This is a genomic window from Neobacillus sp. B4I6 (assembly GCF_050434045.1).
Classification (GTDB): domain Bacteria; phylum Bacillota; class Bacilli; order Bacillales; family Cytobacillaceae; genus Neobacillus.
Window position 1 is genome coordinate 5,089,068 of sequence record NZ_JBNPWB010000002.1, and the last position, 19,967, is coordinate 5,109,034.

At 40.4% G+C, this 19,967-nt stretch carries 22 protein-coding genes and 2 other annotated features; all 22 genes read right to left on the bottom strand.

What is annotated here, in order from left to right; genetic code table 11:
• Positions 1–19: 19 nt before the first annotated feature.
• The gene (gene rplJ / locus QF028_RS27355) at positions 20–520 is read right to left on the bottom strand and encodes a 50S ribosomal protein L10 (protein ID WP_098933847.1); all 501 of its coding nucleotides are present in this window, start codon (positions 518–520) and stop codon (positions 20–22) included.
• A 33-nt stretch (positions 521–553) separates the two neighbouring features.
• Positions 554–701, bottom strand: a sequence feature (ribosomal protein L10 leader region).
• A 53-nt stretch (positions 702–754) separates the two neighbouring features.
• Positions 755–1,453: a 50S ribosomal protein L1 gene (gene rplA / locus QF028_RS27360; RefSeq protein WP_088084974.1), complete on the bottom strand. Its 699-nt coding sequence runs from the start codon at positions 1,451–1,453 to the stop codon at positions 755–757.
• Positions 1,454–1,555: 102 nt separating this feature from the next.
• On the bottom strand, positions 1,556–1,981 hold the full coding sequence (rplK, locus tag QF028_RS27365) for a 50S ribosomal protein L11 (protein WP_007085303.1): 426 nt from the start codon (positions 1,979–1,981) through the stop codon (positions 1,556–1,558).
• Positions 1,982–2,215: 234 nt separating this feature from the next.
• Entirely contained in the window at positions 2,216–2,752 is a 537-nt protein-coding gene (gene nusG / locus QF028_RS27370; protein ID WP_429470547.1) for a transcription termination/antitermination protein NusG, read from the bottom strand.
• A gap of 135 nt (positions 2,753–2,887) precedes the next feature.
• On the bottom strand, positions 2,888–3,070 hold the full coding sequence (secE, locus tag QF028_RS27375; RefSeq protein ID WP_088084972.1) for a preprotein translocase subunit SecE: 183 nt from the start codon (positions 3,068–3,070) through the stop codon (positions 2,888–2,890).
• A gap of 47 nt (positions 3,071–3,117) precedes the next feature.
• The gene (rpmG, locus tag QF028_RS27380) at positions 3,118–3,264 is read right to left on the bottom strand and encodes a 50S ribosomal protein L33 (protein WP_215000161.1); all 147 of its coding nucleotides are present in this window, start codon (positions 3,262–3,264) and stop codon (positions 3,118–3,120) included.
• Between the two features lie 109 nt (positions 3,265–3,373).
• Entirely contained in the window at positions 3,374–4,024 is a 651-nt protein-coding gene (sigH, locus tag QF028_RS27385) for an RNA polymerase sporulation sigma factor SigH (RefSeq protein WP_429470550.1), read from the bottom strand.
• Positions 4,025–4,093: 69 nt separating this feature from the next.
• Entirely contained in the window at positions 4,094–4,603 is a 510-nt protein-coding gene (locus QF028_RS27390) for an NYN domain-containing protein (RefSeq protein ID WP_214716663.1), read from the bottom strand.
• 2 nt (positions 4,604–4,605) lie between these two features.
• Positions 4,606–5,352: a 23S rRNA (guanosine(2251)-2'-O)-methyltransferase RlmB gene (gene rlmB, locus QF028_RS27395; protein WP_088084968.1), complete on the bottom strand. Its 747-nt coding sequence runs from the start codon at positions 5,350–5,352 to the stop codon at positions 4,606–4,608.
• Between the two features lies 1 nt (position 5,353).
• Positions 5,354–5,773, bottom strand: coding sequence for a Mini-ribonuclease 3 (locus tag QF028_RS27400; protein WP_429470552.1), 420 nt, complete (start codon positions 5,771–5,773; stop codon positions 5,354–5,356).
• Between the two features lie 3 nt (positions 5,774–5,776).
• Complete coding sequence (gene cysS, locus QF028_RS27405) at positions 5,777–7,174, bottom strand: cysteine--tRNA ligase (protein ID WP_429470554.1); 1,398 nt, start codon at positions 7,172–7,174, stop codon at positions 5,777–5,779.
• A complete protein-coding gene (cysE, locus tag QF028_RS27410; RefSeq protein ID WP_214716660.1) occupies positions 7,155–7,823 on the bottom strand; it encodes a serine O-acetyltransferase in 669 nt (222 codons plus the stop codon). The genes cysS and cysE overlap by 20 nt, the downstream gene beginning before the upstream one ends.
• Positions 7,824–8,051: 228 nt before the next feature.
• Positions 8,052–8,301: a binding site (T-box leader), on the bottom strand.
• A 46-nt stretch (positions 8,302–8,347) separates the two neighbouring features.
• Complete coding sequence (gene gltX / locus QF028_RS27415) at positions 8,348–9,805, bottom strand: glutamate--tRNA ligase (RefSeq protein WP_429470556.1); 1,458 nt, start codon at positions 9,803–9,805, stop codon at positions 8,348–8,350.
• Between the two features lie 114 nt (positions 9,806–9,919).
• Positions 9,920–10,402: a 2-C-methyl-D-erythritol 2,4-cyclodiphosphate synthase gene (gene ispF, locus QF028_RS27420; protein ID WP_088084963.1), complete on the bottom strand. Its 483-nt coding sequence runs from the start codon at positions 10,400–10,402 to the stop codon at positions 9,920–9,922.
• Between the two features lie 2 nt (positions 10,403–10,404).
• A complete protein-coding gene (gene ispD / locus QF028_RS27425; protein WP_429470558.1) occupies positions 10,405–11,088 on the bottom strand; it encodes a 2-C-methyl-D-erythritol 4-phosphate cytidylyltransferase in 684 nt (227 codons plus the stop codon).
• 211 nt (positions 11,089–11,299) lie between these two features.
• The gene (locus QF028_RS27430; RefSeq protein WP_215000175.1) at positions 11,300–12,388 is read right to left on the bottom strand and encodes a PIN/TRAM domain-containing protein; all 1,089 of its coding nucleotides are present in this window, start codon (positions 12,386–12,388) and stop codon (positions 11,300–11,302) included.
• A gap of 206 nt (positions 12,389–12,594) precedes the next feature.
• Positions 12,595–13,668, bottom strand: coding sequence for a DNA integrity scanning diadenylate cyclase DisA (gene disA / locus QF028_RS27435; RefSeq protein WP_215000177.1), 1,074 nt, complete (start codon positions 13,666–13,668; stop codon positions 12,595–12,597).
• A gap of 3 nt (positions 13,669–13,671) precedes the next feature.
• On the bottom strand, positions 13,672–15,054 hold the full coding sequence (gene radA, locus QF028_RS27440; protein ID WP_429470561.1) for a DNA repair protein RadA: 1,383 nt from the start codon (positions 15,052–15,054) through the stop codon (positions 13,672–13,674).
• Positions 15,055–15,158: 104 nt separating this feature from the next.
• Complete coding sequence (gene clpC / locus QF028_RS27445; protein ID WP_429470563.1) at positions 15,159–17,600, bottom strand: ATP-dependent protease ATP-binding subunit ClpC; 2,442 nt, start codon at positions 17,598–17,600, stop codon at positions 15,159–15,161.
• Positions 17,601–17,617: 17 nt separating this feature from the next.
• Positions 17,618–18,688, bottom strand: coding sequence for a protein arginine kinase (locus QF028_RS27450; protein ID WP_168241487.1), 1,071 nt, complete (start codon positions 18,686–18,688; stop codon positions 17,618–17,620).
• A gap of 1 nt (position 18,689) precedes the next feature.
• Positions 18,690–19,238, bottom strand: coding sequence for a UvrB/UvrC motif-containing protein (locus QF028_RS27455; protein WP_215000181.1), 549 nt, complete (start codon positions 19,236–19,238; stop codon positions 18,690–18,692).
• A 27-nt stretch (positions 19,239–19,265) separates the two neighbouring features.
• On the bottom strand, positions 19,266–19,727 hold the full coding sequence (locus QF028_RS27460; protein ID WP_088084955.1) for a CtsR family transcriptional regulator: 462 nt from the start codon (positions 19,725–19,727) through the stop codon (positions 19,266–19,268).
• Positions 19,728–19,967 lie beyond the last annotated feature (240 nt).

Genomic DNA, 19,967 nt, shown 5'->3' on the forward strand with positions numbered 1-19,967 from the left:
TGTGCGTATTCAGGCTAACTTATGCGCCTTGTTCTTCTTTTTGTTCTGCAACTGCTTTTGTAACAAGAGCAAGGTTGCGGATTGGAGCTTGTAGTACGCTGAGTAACATAGATAGTAAACCTTCGCGTGATGGTAGGTCTGCAAGAGCTTTAATTTCTTCGGCTGTTGCAACGTTTCCCTCAATTACACCCGCTTTAAGTTCAAGTGCTTCATGTTTTTTCGCAAAGTCATTCAAGATCTTAGCTGGTGCTACTACATCTTCAGTACTGAACGCAATTGCGTTAGGGCCTGTTAATGCAGCGTTTAATCCAGCAAGTTCAGCAGCTTCAGCCGCACGGCGAACCATTGAGTTTTTGTAAACTTTAAATTCAACGCCTGCTTCGCGAAGTTGTTTACGAAGTTCAGTAACTTCTGCAACTGAAAGACCACGATAATCAACAACAACAGTAGAAACACTAGCTTTTAACTTATCAGTAATTTCATCAACGATTTGTTTCTTTAATTCGATTACACTGCTCATCTTTACACCTCCTGTAGAATGTCTACATTTATACCAGGCAAATAAAAGCCTCCATATCAATCGGTGACATGGAGGCAGCATACAACAGCTGAACAAGTTCAGCCAATTCTATCGCATTACCTCGGCAGGAAATTAAGCGTTTATGCGCACCTGCTGTCTACAGTACAAATGTTATTATTTTAAACAACAAAATAGATTATATAAAATCTATTCTAGATTGTCAATTGGTAAAATTTATTTAACTGCTACAGATGAAGGATCAACTTTAACGCCAGGTCCCATTGTTGAAGCAACAGTTACGTTCTTCATGTAAGTACCTTTTGCTGCAGATGGTTTCACTTTTACCATAGTTTCAAAGATAGTGTTGAAGTTTTCAACAAGCTTCTCGTTTTCGAAAGATGCTTTACCGATTGGCACGTGAATGTTACCAGACTTGTCAACGCGGTATTCAACTTTACCAGCTTTAATTTCATTAATCGCACGAGTCACATCAAATGTAACTGTACCTGTTTTAGGGTTTGGCATTAAACCTTTAGGTCCTAATACACGACCAAGTTTACCAACTTCACCCATCATGTCGGGAGTTGCTACGATTACATCAAATTCAAACCAACCTTGTTGGATTTTGTTGATGTACTCTGCATCACCTACATAATCAGCACCAGCTGCTTCTGCTTCTTTTACTTTTTCACCCTTAGCGAAAACTAGAACGCGTTGCGTTTTACCAGTTCCGTTTGGAAGTACAACTGCACCACGGATTTGTTGGTCAGCTTTCTTAGGGTCAACACCTAAACGGAATGCTACTTCTAGAGTTGCATCAAATTTAGTGAAGTTTGTTTTTTTAGCAAGATCAATTGCTTCTGCAATTGGATATGCCTTTAGGCGATCTACAAGCTTTGAAGCTTCTAAATACTTCTTACCTTTTTTAGCCATTTTTATTTCCTCCTAGATTGTGGTTTTAGCGAATTACTCTCCCACGAATAAAGGTTGCGCAGAAACGCAACCCCACTCATTCAACACGAACAGTTACATGAATTAGTCTTCGATGACGATACCCATGCTGCGTGCAGTACCTTCGACCATGCGCATTGCTGCTTCAACGCTAGCTGCGTTTAGGTCAGGCATTTTTTGTTCCGCAATCTCGCGTACTGTATCACGCTTTACTGTTGCTACTTTATTACGGTTTGGTTCACCAGAACCAGACTGGATTCCAGCTGCTACTTTCAAAAGAACGGCAGCAGGAGGAGTTTTCGTAATAAATGTAAATGAACGGTCTTCAAATACCGTGATTTCAACAGGAATGATCAAACCAGCTTGATCTGCTGTACGAGCGTTAAATTCTTTACAGAATCCCATGATATTAACACCGGCTTGACCTAGTGCAGGACCAACTGGTGGCGCAGGGTTTGCTTTCCCAGCAGGAATTTGTAATTTAACGACTTTAATTACTTTTTTAGCCACGAGACACACCTCCTTAAAGTCCGTGATGTGGTAATAGGAATCCGTTAGGAATCCTCCCACTCAGGCATCTGTCTTTATCTATTGATCATAAAGAACTTAACATAAGTCTTGTCTCACAGTGGAGACATACTGACCTATGAAATATTACCACTTTTTAAAAATGATTTCAAGTTTTTTTACAATATAACATTATTTTCTTTGAATATCGCCGCAATTGAGGCGCTTCTGCTTGTCTTAATCTAGCTTCTCGATTTGTGTGAAATCCAGTTCTACCGGGGTGTCACGTCCGAACATATTGACAAGAACCTTCAGTTTTGCGCGATCCTTATCCATTTCTTCCACAGACCCAGTAAAGTTAGCAAATGGACCTTCCTTTACGCGAACCGTTTCACCAATTTCATAATTGGCATCGATGCGATTTTCGGAAACGCCCATGCGTTTTAAAATAACGACAACTTCTTCTGGAAGCAATGGCGTGGGCTTCGATCCACCTCCAGATGAACCGACAAAGCCTGTTACACCCGGGGTATTCCGAACCACATACCAAGAATCATCAGTCATCACAATTTCAACTAATACATAACCAGGGAACACTTTGCGCTTTACTACTTTTGTCTTGCCATTTTTGATCTCAGTCTCTTCTTCTTCAGGGACAACTACTCTGAAAATCTTATCTGTCATACCCATCGATTCGACTCGTTTTTCTAAATTCGCTTTTACCTTATTTTCATAACCTGAGTAAGTATGTAAAACATACCAATTTTTTTCCATTTAAGAGGACTTGAACGTCCGTCCCTCCCTATTTCTTATTCAAAGACTATTTTTTGAACAAACAAAAAACCCGTGAAACGGGCTTTAGATAAAAATTCCTTTATTAATCACCATTATACCATGAAAGTGGATTTATTATTCAAGAATTAAGCGAATCAATTTTGAAATCCCTAAATCTAGAACCGCAAAGAACGCTGCAAAAAAGACTACGGTCGATAGTACAGTAAGCGTTGAGCGAGTTAGTTCCCCACGTTTTGGCCAGCTAACTTTTCTCATCTCACGGAAAATATCACTGAAGAATTTAGTTATGCGCTGCATTTCTGTAACCCCCAAAATCTATAAATATCTGCAAAAATCTATGATCATTATTTCGTTTCTCTATGAATGGTATGGGTGGTGCAGGTTTTGCAGAATTTTTTCAATTCTAATCTCTCTGTTTGTGTCTGCTTGCTGATCGTCGAATAATTTCGCGAGCCGCAAGCAGCACAGGAAAGGATTACTTTTTTACTCATAGTCGACACCTTTACCCAATTTTCTATTATATCCTTAAAAATGTAACATGAGTCCTAATTATTGTCAATAACCCTTGGAAACGGTTCAATTATATGACATATTTAATCATCAAAGTGAAAATTCACGAAGTTCTAAATATCTTTCCAGCTTTCTTTTGACACGCTGCAGAGCATTATCAATTGATTTCACATGGCGGTTTAGCTCTTCAGAAATCTCTTGGTATGATTGACCATCTAAGTAGAGAGCCAATACCTTCCTTTCTAAATCACTTAATAATTCAGTCATTTTCACTTCGATATGGTCAAATTCTTCCTGATTAATAATCAGTTCCTCTGGGTCAAGAACCTTTGTTCCTGACAAAACATCCATTAATGTTCGGTCCGATTCTTCATCGTAGATTGGCTTGTCCAATGAAACGTATGAATTTAATGGGATATGCTTTTGCCTTGTGGCGGTTTTAATTGCGGTAATGATTTGACGAGTTATACAAAGCTCTGCAAATGCCTTGAAGGAGGTAAGCTTGTCCTCCCGAAAGTCACGAATTGCCTTATACAGTCCAATCATACCTTCTTGGACAATATCTTCTTTATCTGCACCGATTAAAAAATAGGACCTTGATTTTGCACGTACAAAATTACGATACTTATGGATTAAATAATCCAATGCTTCACTATCACCTTGGTGCACTAAATCAACAATTCCTTCGTCTTCCATTATCAGGAACTGCTGGTTGATCTTTGTTCCGAAGTCCGTACTCAAAGTAGATCCCCTCCACCGAACAAGCATAGATAGTAATAGTATACATGACAATTTTTTATTAGTCCACGTTCACTTTTGTCCTCTGCGCCACTTTTCGAAAATTTCTGCCATTTCCGCACTCATCTTTATTTTAGAAACGGGTCTTTTTTCTTGAATGGTTTTCACTTTCTTTTCGATGCCTCTTTCAATCGAAGACATTTCAATGAGCAATTCACGTGCAGACTTCCTTAATGCCCCTTGTCCAAAAATAGCCCATTGCTCTGTAAAGTCGGAAGTCGCTACATGAATTTGTGTTCTTCGATTACTTAAACTAATGGCCATTTTTTCAATCCGCTCATCTGCCGTCTCATTTTCTTTCGTAAAGATAACTTCGATTTTATGATTTTTATACTTCTTTTCCGTCCCTTGTACATAATAGGCATCGAATACCACTATCACACGGAAGCCTGAATAGGCTTGGTATTCAGCCATTCTTTCCACTAAGCGGTCCCGTGCAGCAGGTAAATCATGATCCTTTAAAGCTCTTAGTTCAGGCCAGGCTCCGATGATGTTGTAACCGTCCACAAGCAGGATATCCATTACTATCCCTCAAGTGTGTGTCGTTTTCGATATACCTCATACATCAGTAAAGCCGCCGCAACAGAAGCATTTAACGAGGTTACTTTACCAACCATTGGCAAATGGATGAGAAAATCACATTTATCGCGGATCAGTCTTCCCATTCCTTTTCCTTCACTGCCAATCACCAAGCCTAGTGGCAGCGTCCCGTCTAATCTTCGGTAATCATCTTTGCCTTTTGCATCTGTTCCGGCAATCCATATACCTCGTTCCTTAAGTTCATCGATGGTTCGCGCCATATTAGTGACACGGACCACTGGGATATATTCAATCGCACCTGTCGAAGCTTTGGCAACTGTTGCTGTTAGGCCGACAGCCCGACGCTTTGGAATAATGATGCCATGAGCACCGACTGAATCGGCCGTTCTCATGATCGACCCAAGGTTATGAGGATCCTCAATTTCGTCCAGCAATAAAAAGAATGGCGGTTCATTTTTCTTTTCTGCTGCTGCAAACAAATCATCCATTTCCGCATATTGATAGGCAGCAACATAGGCAAGAACTCCTTGATGATTTTCATCCGCGATTTGGTCAATTTTTTTCTTAGGAACAAATTGAACAATCACATTTGCTTCTTTGGCTAATTGCGTAATTTGCTGCATTTGGCCACGCTGCGATCCTTCGGCAATTAATATTTTATTAATATCCCTTTCTGATTTAAGCGCTTCGATGACTGGATTTTTGCCAACAATATATTCTTGTTGTTCCATCCTAGCGTTCCTCCTTTCTTTGCTCCACATATGAAAATGCCCTGCTAATAAGCTCTTCTAAACGTTCTTTTTTACCCGTTAAATACAGATAACCCATCAATGCTTCAAATGCTGTACTATAGTGATAAGTTTGGACATCTGTATTTTTAGGAACAGTGCCTGATTTCGCATTTCTACCGCGCATAACCACCGCTAATTCTTCTTCATCAAGCAGTTTATGATCCATCATTTGAAAGAGAATTTGGCTTTGAGCCTTTGCTGACACGTAACTGGTTCCAGTGCGGTGTAAGTGATTCGGTCTTACCTTACCGCTATAGAGGAGGTGGCGCCTTACATAGGTTTCATAAATCGCATCACCCATGTAGGCAAGAGCGAGACTATTCAATTGTTTAACATCCACTGTATTTTCATATTCAAGCATGAATTAGCCTCTTTTCCACCTTGTACCCTGCGGTGTATCTTCTAAAATAATATTCATTTCCTTTAGCTGATCTCTTATTTGGTCAGACAATTGGAAATTACGGTCTTTTCGAGCTTGGATTCGCTTTTCAATCAGCGCATCGATTTCTTCATCGAGCATTTCTTCTTTTTCAAATGTCAGCCCTAAGACATGGAATAACTTTTCAAAATGTTTTGTAAAGGAATCAATGACTTCTACAGCTGTATTTTTCTCTAAAAGATAATAATTAGCCAGTTTTGAAAGGTCGAATAAAACGGAAATCGCTTTAGCTGTATTGAAATCATCATCCATTGCCTCAATAAATTCTTCTTGCCTTTTTGCAATACTTTCAAACCATACCTGATTCGAACTTGTTAAGTCAGTACTCGCTTCTTTCCGATGCTTTAAGTTTTGATAAGAGGTGGTTATGCGTTCAAATGCTGCTTTCGTACTCTCCAGTAATTCCTCGCTGTAATTAATCGGATTGCGGTAATGAACGGATAACATAAAAAACCGTAACACTTGCGGATTATGTTTTTTAATAATGTCATGAACAAGGACAAAGTTTCCTAATGATTTAGACATTTTTTCATTATCAATATTGATATAGCCATTGTGCATCCAGTAACGAGAAAATAACTTTCCTGACAGTGCTTCTGATTGGGCAATTTCATTTTCATGATGCGGGAAGGTCAAATCCTGTCCACCGGCATGAATGTCAATGGTTTCGCCAAGATACTTTTTCGCCATTGCCGAGCACTCAATATGCCAGCCCGGCCGGCCAAGTCCCCACGGACTCTCCCAGAAGATTTCGCCTTCCTTGGCCGCTTTCCATAAGGCAAAGTCTAAGTCGTCTTGTTTCCTATCACCGACTTCAATTCTTGCACCTACCTGCAGGTCATCAATGGATTGATGCGATAGCTTACCATATTCATCGAATTTTCTTGTCCGGAAATAAACATCCCCTGCAGATTCATAAGCGTAGCCTTTTTCGACTAATTGACTAATAAAATCAATGATAATGTCCATGTTTTCCATTACCCGTGGATGAACATCTGCCTTTTGGCAGCCTAATGCCGTCACATCTTCAAAATAAGCATTGATAAATCGGTCCGCAATCGCAGGAACACTTTCTCCTAATTGATTGGCAGCACGAATCAATTTGTCATCGACATCGGTAAAATTGGAAACATATTGAACATCATAGCCGCGATATTCCAAATAGCGCCGAACCGTATCAAAAACGATTGCCGGACGTGCATTACCAATATGAATATAATTATAGACCGTCGGACCGCAAACATACATTTTCACTTTTCTTTCTTCAAGCGGTACAAAGGTTTCCTTTTTGCGCGTTAGTGTATTATAAAGTTGAATGGCCATTGACTTTTATCCTTTCTCCTTTTAATTCTTCGAGTTCGTGCATTAACTTATCCAAATCATTTTGCATTTCTCTTAAGCGGTCGGCAACAGGGTCTGGTAAGTCACAGTGATTCAAGTCTCTTGTAATTCTTCTACCATCCTGGATCACCACTCTCCCTGGAATCCCAACTACCGTTGAGTTAGGGGGGACTTCTATTAATACTACTGAGCCGCCGCCAATTTTGGAATTTTCTCCCACGGTTATCGAACCAAGTACCTTTGCACCTGTGGCAATCAGGACATTATCCTTAATCGTCGGATGCCGCTTTCCTTTCTCTTTACCCGTTCCACCAAGTGTTACCCCTTGATATATAGTTACATTATCCCCAATTTCGCACGTTTCCCCTATAACAACGCCCATACCATGGTCAATAAAAAATCTTCTGCCTATTTTTGCCCCAGGATGAATTTCAATTCCGGTAAAAAAGCGGCTTACTTGTGAAATAACCCTGGCTAGAAAATAGAATTTCCGATTAAAGAGTGCATGCGCGAGTCGATGTGACCAAATGGCATGCAAGCCTGAATACGTTAAGATGACTTCTAAATGACTTCTTGCCGCAGGATCTTGTTCAAAAACAACCTCAACGTCCTCCCTCAACTTCTTGAACATTACCATTCTCCCCCTTTTTATAAAGCGTAAGCCGCCCGTTTAGCGGCGTATGGACTGGAGCACTTTGACTGAGATAAAGGAAACACGGAGAGCGGTAAGCGATCCGATGTTGACTTATCGTAGGGAAAAGGGCGAAGTACACTAGCCACTGGGCCGCTTGCGCTAGACTGTTATCTAAGTTCAAAGTTATATATCTTCTTAGAAACAAAAAAGCGCCTCTGTCTTAACGACAGAGACGCTTATGCGCGGTTCCACTCTGATTAGACCGAAAAGCTCGTTTTGGTAACGGAAAGCTTAATATGGGTCTCACTCTACCTGTTAACGGATAGGTTCCGCCCATTTCTACTAGAAGTTGACTCTTTTCGAAACAGGGCTCAGAGGTGCATTTCAAAAAACGAGAGGCTTAAACCACTTTCAGCCGGTGATGGTTTTCTCTTTAAAGCATCCTTTTTTTACTTATCCTCTTCTACACTTTAGTAACTATATAATTGTTTACTCTACTATATTACATTTCTTCTCCAATGTTAACTAATAATTTTATTAATTCTCGTTTGAACCTTATCTTTACCTAAGAGTTCAATTGCCATTGGCAGGTCTGGTCCATGTGTTTGGCCTGTTACCGCCGCTCGAATTGGCATAAATAGATTTTTCCCCTTTTGACCGGTCGACTTTTGAACTGCCTTCATGGCTGCCTTTATACCATCAGCCCGGAAGCTTTCCAGTTGGTCAAGTTCATGTGAAAATGCCCTTAACACTTCTGGAACAGTTTCCCCGGTTAATATTTCCTTTGCATCTTCTTCATAGATAGCATCCTCTTGAAAGAACATATCTGATAATTCCACGATTTCAGCACCAAAGCTCATTTTTTCCTGTAAAAGAGCTACAAGTCCTTGGAGCCATTGATACTGTTCATCTGTCATGCTTTCACTTATTCGGCCTGCTTTAATTAAGTGAGGCATAGCCAGATCAACTACACGGTTCACCTCAATTTTTTTCATATATTGATTATTCATCCACAACAGCTTTTGCTTATCAAATAATGCTGGCGATTTGGATAGGCGATTCGCGTCAAATATTTCAATAAACTCGTTCTTAGAGTAAATTTCTTCTTCACCTGCCGGCGACCAGCCGAGTAGTGTAATAAAGTTAAAGAGTGCTTCTGGGATATAACCTAATTCTTCATATTGTTCAATAAACTGAATGATGGACTCATCACGCTTACTTAACTTTTTGCGGCTTTCATTGACAATCAAAGTCATGTGTCCAAAAACTGGCGGCTCCCAGCCTAATGCTTCATAGACCATCAATTGCTTTGGCGTGTTAGAAATATGATCATCGCCACGGAGCACATGAGAGATTTTCATTAAATAATCATCAATCGTTACAGCAAAGTTATAGGTTGGGGTGCCATCCTTTTTAATGATGACCCAATCACCCATCCCTTCCGATTCAAACGAAACGCTGCCTTTGACCATATCATCAAACGTATAGGTTTTCCCCTCAGGTACGAGGATGCGGATGCTTGGCTGACGGCCTTCGCTTTCAAATTGACGGCGCTGTTCATCGGTTAAATGGCGGCATTTACCGGAATAATGAGGTGTTTCTCCTCTTTCGCTCTGGGCCTCCCGCTCTGCTTCGATTTCAGCTTCTGTACAATAACATTTATAGGCATGGCCATTTGCTAATAATTGGTTGTAGTAGGTTTCATAAATATCATTACGCTCAGATTGGCGATATGGACCGTATTCGCCGCCAACGTCGACACCCTCGTCCCAATCCATCCCAAGCCATTTTAAATATTTTAACTGGCTTTCTTCTCCGCCTTCAATATTCCGCTTTTTATCGGTATCTTCAATTCGGATAATAAATTTCCCGCCATGATGGCGTGCAAATAAATAATTAAATAATGCAGTACGGGCGTTTCCAATATGTAAATGTCCCGTTGGACTTGGAGCATATCTTACACGAACTTCGTTTGACATAACTATAATGCCTCCATTCTCGAAAAGCAAAAGCCCCTAGGCGCTGGAGCTAGACAGCTTTACTATATGTTTTTATCTGATTTATTGTATCATTGTGCCGTTCACTGTAAAAGGTTAATTGTTAACCTTTTTTAACAATACAACTACCTGGGAGGCAATGCCTTCCCCTCTGCCAGTGAAGCCTAGCTTCTCTGTTGTTGTCGCCTTTACATTAACTTGTTCAGGTGCTGCCTCTAGCAATTCCGCAATCCTACCGCGCATTTGCTCAATATAGGGTGCCATCTTGGGCTGTTGAGCAATAATTGTACAATCGGCATTCACAAGCTCGTACCCTTTATTTTTCACCAATTGCCATACATGCTCCATCAGTTTCGCGGAGTCAGCATCTTTAAAATTTGGATCGGTATCCGGAAAGTGTTTGCCAATATCGCCTTCCCCAATCGCACCAAGACAGGCATCGGAGACCGTATGTAATAACACATCAGCATCTGAATGACCTAGCAAACCCCTTTCATAAGGGATTGTAATCCCACCAATGATTAGCGGGCGCCCTTCTGTTAATTGATGAACATCAAAGCCCTGACCAATTCGAAACATCATTAAAAACCCCTTTTTTTCAATATTGCTTCAGCAAAGAACAAATCTTCTGGTGTCGTTAGTTTTATATTATCGTAATCGCCTTCTACTACCGCAACAGGATAGTGAAGCCGCTCAACCAAACTAGCATCATCGGTTCCCAGAAAGTGATCCTTTTCGGCCTTTTCATACGCTTCCTTAAGCAGCAAAATGCGAAAAGCTTGTGGGGTTTGAACAGCCCACAAGCTTGAACGTTCGACAGTTTCAACGACCACACCATCATTTATCTTTTTCATGGTGTCTTTTGCCGGCACTCCCAAAATGGCTGCACCTGTTTCTTCAGCCATTTCAGTTAAACGGTGGATATGTTCTTTTAAGATAAAAGGACGCGCCGCATCATGCACAAGGATAATCCCGTCGGTTTCGACTGATTTAAGAGCATTATAAATGCTATCCTGACGTTCATTTCCACCCGGTACTAAGTTGTTTACCTTCGTCACATTATACCGATCGAGTAACACTTTAAATTCTGGTTTATCCTGTGGATGAATGGCTAAAATAATCCCGCTGCAAGCTTCATCCTGTTCAAACACCCTTAATGTATGGATTAGAACAGGAATACCGTTAAGTTCCAATAAAAGCTTATTTTTCCCTGCTCCCATTCTTTTTCCCTGGCCCGCTGCCGGGAGAATGACTTGGTAGGTCATATCATTACCCCACTCTATCTAATATCAAATCTAGCTCCATAAGATTATGCTTCGGAGCGAAGCCTCGCACGAAAGAAAAGCGTTAGCTTTTCTGAGGAGCGCCTAGGGGCTCGAGGTCATAAGCCAATCCAGCGGGAAGGTCAAAGAACGACCTTCCCGCCGGCTCGTCTTATGCTTGTCGCCCCTGAGCAAGGCGCTTCCGCTTTTTAAGCTACAGTGCTTTTTCTAATAATTTGGGCTTGGCAAATATCATTCGTCCTGCCGATGTCTGGAGAACACTCGTTACGAGAACCTCGATTCTTTTCCCGATATATTCTCTACCTTCCTCAACCACAATCATCGTTCCGTCATCTAAATAAGCAACGCCTTGATGATATTCTTTTCCATCCTTAATGACTTGAACGGTTAATTCCTCACCAGGAAGGACAACAGGTTTGACGGCATTTGCTAAATCATTGATGTTTAACACAGATACATTTTGCAATTCACAGACTTTATTCAGATTAAAATCATTCGTGACCAAGATGCCATTGGTTATTTTAGCTAATTTAACGAGCTTTGAGTCCACTTCACTAATTTCCTCAAAATCGCCTTCATAAATTTCTACCTTTATGGCGAGTTCCTTTTGAATTCGGTTTAATATATCCAAGCCTCTGCGGCCGCGATTTCGTTTCAACACATCGGAAGAATCGGCAATATGCTGTAATTCCTCAAGGACGAACTGTGGAATAACAATCGTTCCTTCTAAAAATCCGGTCTGACAAATATCAGCAACGCGCCCATCAATGATAACGCTCGTATCTAATATTTTCAAAGGATGATTAACTTCCTTATCATTCTCTTCATCACTGGTTTTTTTCTTGTTACCGCGGTTTCCAAAAAGACCTAAAAGTTCATCCCTTTTCTTGAAGCCCACCTGAAAGCCGAGATAACCAAACAAAATGGTCAGTAATATCGGAGCCACAGCATTTAATATTGGGACTTGCACAGCATTCAGGGCAAAGCCGATTAAAAACGCAACCAACAATCCAAAGATTAGACCTACACTTCCAAAAAGGACATCTGTTACAGGAACTTTCACTAAAGAATCTTCAGCCCATTTAATAAAGTTAAAAACATAATCTACTGCCCAAAAGGTAATAAGATAAAAAATAATAGCACCTATAATAGCAGTGATATACGAGTTGTTAATTAAGGGAATGTCATTGATATGAAGTAAATTGAACAATTCCGGTAATAACAAAATACCAAGCGTACCACCTATAATGAGGAAGCAAGCCTGCACAATACGTTTTAACATTCCTTCACCTCCTCTATTCATTATAAACATATTCATGGAAATGAAACCTTAATTTACAGATTATTTTTCGATTACAAAACGTATTAAATTTAGTTTGTTAGTGAAAATTAATAGGTTGAAGATTCTCCCCATAGGGTAGCATTGGAAAATTTTTGTGTCAAACAATTGGATTTTTTTAACTTTTAGGAACCTAAATATAATTGCTTTTATAGATGGCGGTCGGTGTATAACCGCTCTTTTATCAATTTAAAGCCTTCCTTAATCTTTTTGGCACGAACTTCCCCGATTCCTTCCACATCATCAAGTTCTTCCACTGTTGCGGTTATTATTTTTGAAAGCTCACCAAAACTGCTGATGAGATTTTCAATAATGATGGATGGAAGTCTTGGAATTTTATTAAGAATTCTGTAGCCGCGCGGACTTTTATTCTCATCCAGGTGCACATAGCCAAGGTATCCCATCAATTTTAATAAGACCATATCCTCAATGGTACCGCTCGTTGCCATGGACTGCATCCGTCCAATTACTTCTCTGGCCTTGATGTCTCTGTCGAAGGCATAATCTTTAATAATGAGCATGGTTTCGTCTTCGAGATCTGTTAATATTTCATTCAATTGTAAACGAATGAGACGGCCTTCTGTTCCTAACTCATGTAAATAGGTTAGAAGTTCATTCTTAATCTTTAAGACCATTTCAAAACGATGGAGAACAAGTAAAAAATCGTTATAGGTTACGGACTCCTCGAACTCTAGGATACTCAAATTGCTGATACTTTGTTCCAAAACGGTTTTATACTTCTCAAGCGTCTGAATGGCTTGATTGGCTTTAGTTAAAATTACCGCAATATCTTTTAATGCATAGCGAAAATTCCCTTGATACAGGGTAATGACATTTCTCCTTTGGGAAATGGCAATCACTAGGGCTTTTGTTTGTTTCGCTACCCTTTCTGCTGTGCGGTGCCGCATCCCTGTTTCAGAAGAAGGTATATCGGAATCAGGGGCTAACTGGGCATTGGCAAAGAGAATTTTATTTCCTAATTCATTGAGGATGATGGCCCCGTCCATTTTTGCTAATTCATATAAAAAGCTGGGCGAAAATGGGCAGTTGATTTCAAAGCCGCCGTCAACGATACTTTTTACCTTTTCGTTAAAACCAATGACAATAAGGCCGCCTGTGTTCGCACGGAGCACATTGTCGATTCCCTCGCGAATGGGTGTACCAGGTGCAAGGAACTGTAAAACTTCACTTACGGTATGCTCACCAAGCTTTTTACTCTCCATCTGCTACCCTCCTAACGCTGCTTTTAATGCTTCGCTCACTGACTTCACACCAATGAGTTCAACTCCGTTTGGGCCCTTCCAGCCGCCAAGATTATTAGCAGGGAGAATAACTCGCTCGAATCCTAGCTTGGCCGCTTCCTGGACACGCTGCTCAATCCTTGAAACCCTTCTTACTTCACCGGTTAACCCGACTTCTCCGATAATACAATCGGTTGGTCTTGTGGGTTTATCTCTAAAGCTGGAAGCAATACTGACAGCCACCGCTAAATCAATTGCTGGTTCATCCAATTTTACGCCACCAGCAACTTTTAGGTATGCATCCTGATTCTGAAGGAGCATCCCAACCCGTTTTTCTAAAACTGCCATCAAAAGTGGCACACGGTTATGATCAATTCCAGTTGCCATTCTTCTTGGGTTACCAAAGCTAGTGGGGGAAATTAACGCTTGAATTTCAACGAGGACCGGTCTTGTCCCTTCCATCGATGCGACCACCGTTGAGCCAGCAGCACCCCGTGAACGCTCTTCTAAAAATATTTCGGAGGGATTTGCCACTTCTTCAAGACCGAATTCTTTCATTTCAAAGATTCCCATTTCATTGGTTGAACCAAAACGGTTTTTAACTGCCCGTAAAATCCGATAGGTATGATGTCTTTCTCCTTCAAAATAGAGGACGGTATCCACCATATGCTCTAACAGTCTAGGGCCGGCTATCGATCCTTCTTTCGTTACGTGTCCAACAATAAAGATCGCAATCCCTTTGGTTTTCCCTATTCTCATTAATTCCGAGGTACACTCACGCACCTGTGAGACACTCCCAGGTGCGCTTGTTACATCTGGATGAAATACAGTTTGGATAGAATCAATGATGACAAAGCTTGGATTTGTACTATCGATGGTCCGGTTAATTTCCTCAAGATTCGTTTCAGAGTAAACGAGGAGATTTTCAGAGGATATTCCTAATCGCTCCGCACGAAGCTTTGTTTGCCGTAATGATTCCTCACCAGATATGTATAAAACCTTATTTCCTTTATTAGCTAATTGTGATGATACCTGTAACAGAAGCGTTGATTTACCGATTCCAGGGTCTCCGCCAATCAGCACTAAGGATCCCTTGACCACACCCCCGCCAAGTACCCGGTTTAATTCATTTAAGTCCGTTTGAATCCTTGGTTCATTCTCCATTTCAATAGAATTGATCGGCATTGGTTTGGCTAATAGTCCTGATCCGCCTTGGGAATGGGCGAATGCCCCTCTTCTTGTTGCACCAGTTACTTCAACTTCCTCGACCATCTTATTCCATTCACCGCAGCCAGGGCATTTCCCCATCCACTTTGGAGATTCATACCCGCACTCCTGACACATAAACTTTGTCTTACGTTTTGCCATTCTCCTTCGATCCTCTCTTGCGCACAAATAAATGAAAAAAGAGGCACACGGTTTAGCTTTATTCACGTGTACCTCTCATGGTATTGCATCAATTGATTACATTCCTATTTTACCAAACTTGTTTTCTCTTCCATTCGAACAATAAATTCTCCATTATCAACATCGATCACCGCATGCTGACCTGTTAATAATGTTCCTTTTAATAATTCCTCTGAAAGTCGGTCTTCAATATGCTTTTGAATCGCACGGCGCAATGGTCTTGCCCCATACTCAGGGTCATAACCTTCCTGAGAAATTTTTTCCTTCGCTGCTAAAGTTAATTCTAAAGAAATATTTTGCTCTTTTAAGCGTTTAATTAACTGCTCTGAAAGTAAAGTTACAATCTCTTCAAGATGCTTTCTCTCCAACGCATGGAAAACAATAATTTCATCAATACGGTTCAGGAATTCAGGGCGGAAGGCTTTCTTTAATTCACCCATTACTTTCCCCTTCATGTCTTTATAATCCTGTTCGCCATCCTGAATATTAAAGCCCACATACTTGTTCCGTTTTAAGGCTTCAGCACCAACATTGGATGTCATAATCAAGACGGTATTACGGAAATCTACTGTTCTTCCTTTTGAATCAGTCAAACGGCCATCCTCTAGAACCTGCAAAAGGATATTAAATACGTCTGGATGTGCCTTTTCAATTTCATCAAGTAAAACAACGGAATATGGCTTTCTACGAACCTTCTCTGTTAATTGTCCGCCTTCCTCATAGCCGACATATCCTGGCGGAGAACCAACTAGACGAGAGGTAGAATGCTTCTCCATATACTCGGACATGTCAATCCGAATCATCGCATCCTCGTCACCAAACATGGCTTCCGCAAGGGCACGGGCTAATTCTGTTTTCCCTACACCAGTAGGTCCTAAGAAAACGAAGGAACCAATTGGCCGTTTTGGATCTTTTAATCCTGCTCTAGCACGACGGACTGCCTTAGATACTGCCTTAACAGCTTCCTCCTGGCCAATGACACGAGAATGGAGAACTTCCTCTAAATTTAGCAGCTTTGTCATCTCTGTTTGAGCAAGCTTGGAAACAGGTACACCGGTCCAACTTGAAACAACACTTGCAATATCTTCAACTGTTACTTCATTGTTTTCTTTCCCTTGCTTTTCCTTCCAGCTCTTCTTTGTTTCCTCTAGTTGTTCACGCAAACGCTGCTCCGTATCCCGTAAAGAAGCCGCTTTTTCAAATTCTTGACTCTGGACTGCAGAATCTTTTTCCTTTCGTACTTCCTCAAGCTTCACTTCTAATTCTTTTAAATTAGGTGGAGTGGTAAAGGAACGAAGCCGTACCTTGGAACCTGCTTCATCGATTAGATCAATCGCTTTATCTGGCAGGAAGCGATCAGAGATATAGCGGTCTGACAGTTTAACAGCTGCCTTAATCGCTTCATCTGTAATGGAGACACGGTGATGGGCTTCATAGCGGTCACGTAAACCTTCTAAAATCTGGATCGATTCTTCCGCTGTTGGTTCATCAACACGAATTGGTTGGAAACGTCGTTCTAAAGCGGCATCTTTTTCGATATATTTTCGATATTCATCAAGTGTGGTTGCTCCAATACATTGGAGTTCTCCACGAGCAAGCGATGGCTTTAAAATATTGGAAGCATCAATAGCCCCTTCTGCACCACCCGCACCAATCAATGTATGCAACTCATCGATGAAAAGAATAATATTTCCTGCTTGGCGAATTTCATCCATGACTTTTTTCAAACGATCTTCAAATTCACCACGGTATTTTGTCCCTGCTACTACTGTCCCCATATCAAGCGTCATTACTCGTTTATCACGCAGTATTTCAGGGACTTCATTATTGACAATTTGTTGGGCGAGTCCTTCTGCTATGGCTGTTTTACCTACACCAGGCTCTCCAATTAATACCGGGTTATTTTTAGTCCGTCGGCTTAATACTTCAATCACACGTTGAATTTCCTTACCGCGTCCAATAACAGGATCCAGGCTACCTTCACGGGCAATTGACGTTAGATCCCGTGCAAGGCTATCTAGCGTCGGCGTGTTAGCACTTGCTGATGCCCCGCCTTGATGCCCGCCAGACTCATTACTTCCTAATAGTTGAAGCACTTGCTGTCTTGCCTTATTTAAACTAACTCCCAAATTATTAAGTACTCGTGCAGCAACCCCTTCTCCTTCTCGGATTAAGCCAAGGAGAATATGCTCGGTCCCTACATAGGAATGTCCTAATTTTCGTGCTTCATCCATCGATAATTCAATGACCTTTTTAGCTCTTGGAGTATAGTGAATGGTTTGAGAAGCATCCTGTCCTTTGCCAATTAAATTTTCTACTTCTTTTTGGATTTTTTCAGAACCTAAACCAAGTCCATAAAGGGCTTTCGCAGCAATCCCTTCCCCTTCCCGAGTTAACCCCAATAAAATGTGCTCTGTTCCAATATTGTTATGACCAAGACGAATCGCTTCCTCTTGTGCTAAAGCTAGAACTTTCTGCGCTCTTTCAGTAAAACGGCCGAACATCATATTCTCTTCCTCCCCACCTATTTTTCTTGCTCCATTTTTATTCGTTCCCTAATTAATGCTGCCCGTCTGATGTCTCTTTCATGTGGTCTTAATGAACCCCCAGCATATTGCTGTAAGAATCCTGGCTGGGTCAGTATCATTAATTCATTTAAGATTGTCTTAGGCATTTTATCAATATAACCCATATCTATTCCAAGCCGAACATCAGATAAACATCTAGCTGCTTCTTTCGATTCAATAATTCGGCTATTAGATAACACACCTAATGATCTGAACACTCTGTCTTCTAATTGTATGTTCGAAGTTTTTCGTAATGCTTCACGGGCCGACCTTTCTTGTGAAATGAGTTGACTTACAACCCCTCTTAGGTCACGGCCAATGTCCTCTTCTGATTTACCAAGTGTGATCTGATTAGAAATTTGAAATATATTACCTAATGCTTCGCTACCTTCACCATAAATTCCTCTAACAACAAGACCTAATTGGTGAATTGCAGGAATAATTTTATTAATTTGCTGTGTTAACATTAACCCTGGCAAGTGCATCATGACCGAAGCACGGAGACCTGTTCCAACGTTTGTAGGACAACTGGTTAAATAGCCGTGTTTTTCATCAAATGCGTATTGAATATTACTTTCAAGCCAATCATCGATTTCATTCGCAGCATCCAACGCTTCAGATAATTGCAAACCTGGATACAAGCATTGAATCCGGATATGATCCTCTTCATTAATCATAATACTAACTTCTTCATTTTCGGTTAATATAACTGCCCCATATGGTGAATCTTCAGCTAGATGAGGGCTTATTAAATGTTTTTCAACTAATACTCTTTTTTGGAGCGGTTGTAATTCTTCAATTTTCAACAATTCCATTTGGCCAAACTTTTGAATAGGAGACTGTTTTAAAATTTCTTCCATATTTTCAATAATCAATTTTGCTTCTTCATGTGAAAAAAGGGTTGGAAATTTATATGCATCAAAGTTACGAGCCAAACGAATACGGGAGCTAAGGACAATATCTGAATCCGGTCCTTCCGCACTCATCCAGGAGCTGACAGCTTGATTTAGAAATCGCTCAAGCGACATGTTATTCCCCTCCCTCGTGGCTGGCTGCTAAATTTTTCTCCAACTTTCGTATTTCATCACGAATCTCTGCCGCCTTTTCAAATTCTTCATTTTGGATTGATTCCTTTAGATTACTTTTCAATTCTTCAATTTGTTTACGAAGATGGATGCCTCCACCAATTCTCTTCGGTATTTTCCCATTATGTGTCCAGTTCCCACTATGAAGTCGTCTTAAAACTGGTATAAGTTGTTCTTTAAACGCTTCGTAACAATGGGAACATCCAAAGCGGCCTACCTTTAAAAACTGTGGAAAGGTCATTGAACAAGAAGCGCATTGAAGAATCTCCTCCTGGTGGAAGGGACTTTGGCTAGGCTTTTGAAAGTTCGGATCAATATTTAATAATCCTGCTAATAAATTATTAAAAGCAAAACCAGATTCCCCATTAAAAATGAACATTTCTCCCTTTTCCTGAGCACACTTTTCACAAAGATGTACTTCAGTCTTTTCACCATTAATGATTTTTGTAAAATGAAGCGCTGCAGGTCTTTGATTACATTCTTGGCAAATCATACTTTCACCTCTTACTCAGAAAAAAATTTATTTATATTTTAAAGATGTTAACATCGCTTTTAGCATTCTTGCTCTTAATTCATCTCGGTATGGAAGATCAATATAAAGAACGGAACGATCGATTACACTTAACATAATTTTCGCTTCCCGCTGTGAAATAATTTCTTCTTGTACGAGCCTTAAAATGACATCTTCTGCACTCGTTTGACTAACCCTGCCTTGTATTAGTGAGAGCAATTGATCAATTAAATGGGCCAAGTCATGGGATTGAACCTTCATAATCCTTATATACCCGCCACCGCCCCGTTTACTCTCCACAATATATCCTCTTTCAATTGTAAAACGGGTATTGATTACATAATTTATTTGAGATGGTACACATTGAAATTTATCAGCGATTTCACTTCGTTTAATTTCAACAAGATCCTTTTCACTTAATTCCAATACTTGTTTAAGATATTTTTCAATAATATCAGAGATGTTTCTCATCTTCCCACCCCCATTCTCTGACTTTGACTATATTTGACTAAATTATACTGAATTTTTTATGTAGATGCAACGATTCACTACTAATGATTTTCTCCAAATCTCGCTATTGTGAAACCTACATTAGTTAAAATATGTAGGGGTGGGGTGGTTGAATAAAAATGAGAACACAAAAAAGACAACCTTTTTGGCTGTCTTTGATTTGTATTTGGGAATGACCCTTTTATCAGTAACCTTTTGTCA

Coding starts and splice junctions, on each gene's coding strand:
- rlmB (WP_088084968.1), bottom strand. CDS start 5,352: ATGGAACAACAAGAATATATTGTTGGCAAAAATCCAGTCATCGAAGCG.
- QF028_RS27430 (WP_215000175.1), bottom strand. CDS start 12,388: ATGTTAAAACGTATTGTGCAGGCTTGCTTCCTCATTATAGGTGGTACG.
- rpmG (WP_215000161.1), bottom strand. CDS start 3,264: ATGAGTAAAAAAGTAATCCTTTCCTGTGCTGCTTGCGGCTCGCGAAAT.
- cysE (WP_214716660.1), bottom strand. CDS start 7,823: ATGTTCAAGAAGTTGAGGGAGGACGTTGAGGTTGTTTTTGAACAAGAT.
- disA (WP_215000177.1), bottom strand. CDS start 13,668: ATGGAGAGTAAAAAGCTTGGTGAGCATACCGTAAGTGAAGTTTTACAG.
- secE (WP_088084972.1), bottom strand. CDS start 3,070: ATGCAGCGCATAACTAAATTCTTCAGTGATATTTTCCGTGAGATGAGA.
- ispF (WP_088084963.1), bottom strand. CDS start 10,402: ATGTTTCGAATTGGTCAGGGCTTTGATGTTCATCAATTAACAGAAGGG.
- nusG (WP_429470547.1), bottom strand. CDS start 2,752: ATGGAAAAAAATTGGTATGTTTTACATACTTACTCAGGTTATGAAAAT.
- QF028_RS27455 (WP_215000181.1), bottom strand. CDS start 19,238: ATGATTTGCCAAGAATGTAATCAAAGACCTGCAGCGCTTCATTTTACA.
- ispD (WP_429470558.1), bottom strand. CDS start 11,088: ATGACCTACCAAGTCATTCTCCCGGCAGCGGGCCAGGGAAAAAGAATG.
- QF028_RS27450 (WP_168241487.1), bottom strand. CDS start 18,688: ATGTCGCTTGAGCGATTTCTAAATCAAGCTGTCAGCTCCTGGATGAGT.
- rplJ (WP_098933847.1), bottom strand. CDS start 520: ATGAGCAGTGTAATCGAATTAAAGAAACAAATCGTTGATGAAATTACT.
- QF028_RS27390 (WP_214716663.1), bottom strand. CDS start 4,603: ATGGATATCCTGCTTGTGGACGGTTACAACATCATCGGAGCCTGGCCT.
- cysS (WP_429470554.1), bottom strand. CDS start 7,174: ATGGCCATTCAACTTTATAATACACTAACGCGCAAAAAGGAAACCTTT.
- radA (WP_429470561.1), bottom strand. CDS start 15,054: ATGGCAAAACGTAAGACAAAGTTTATGTGTCAGGAGTGCGGGTATGAA.
- QF028_RS27460 (WP_088084955.1), bottom strand. CDS start 19,727: ATGAGAAACATCTCTGATATTATTGAAAAATATCTTAAACAAGTATTG.
- rplA (WP_088084974.1), bottom strand. CDS start 1,453: ATGGCTAAAAAAGGTAAGAAGTATTTAGAAGCTTCAAAGCTTGTAGAT.
- QF028_RS27400 (WP_429470552.1), bottom strand. CDS start 5,773: ATGCTTGAATATGAAAATACAGTGGATGTTAAACAATTGAATAGTCTC.
- gltX (WP_429470556.1), bottom strand. CDS start 9,805: ATGTCAAACGAAGTTCGTGTAAGATATGCTCCAAGTCCAACGGGACAT.
- clpC (WP_429470563.1), bottom strand. CDS start 17,600: ATGATGTTCGGCCGTTTTACTGAAAGAGCGCAGAAAGTTCTAGCTTTA.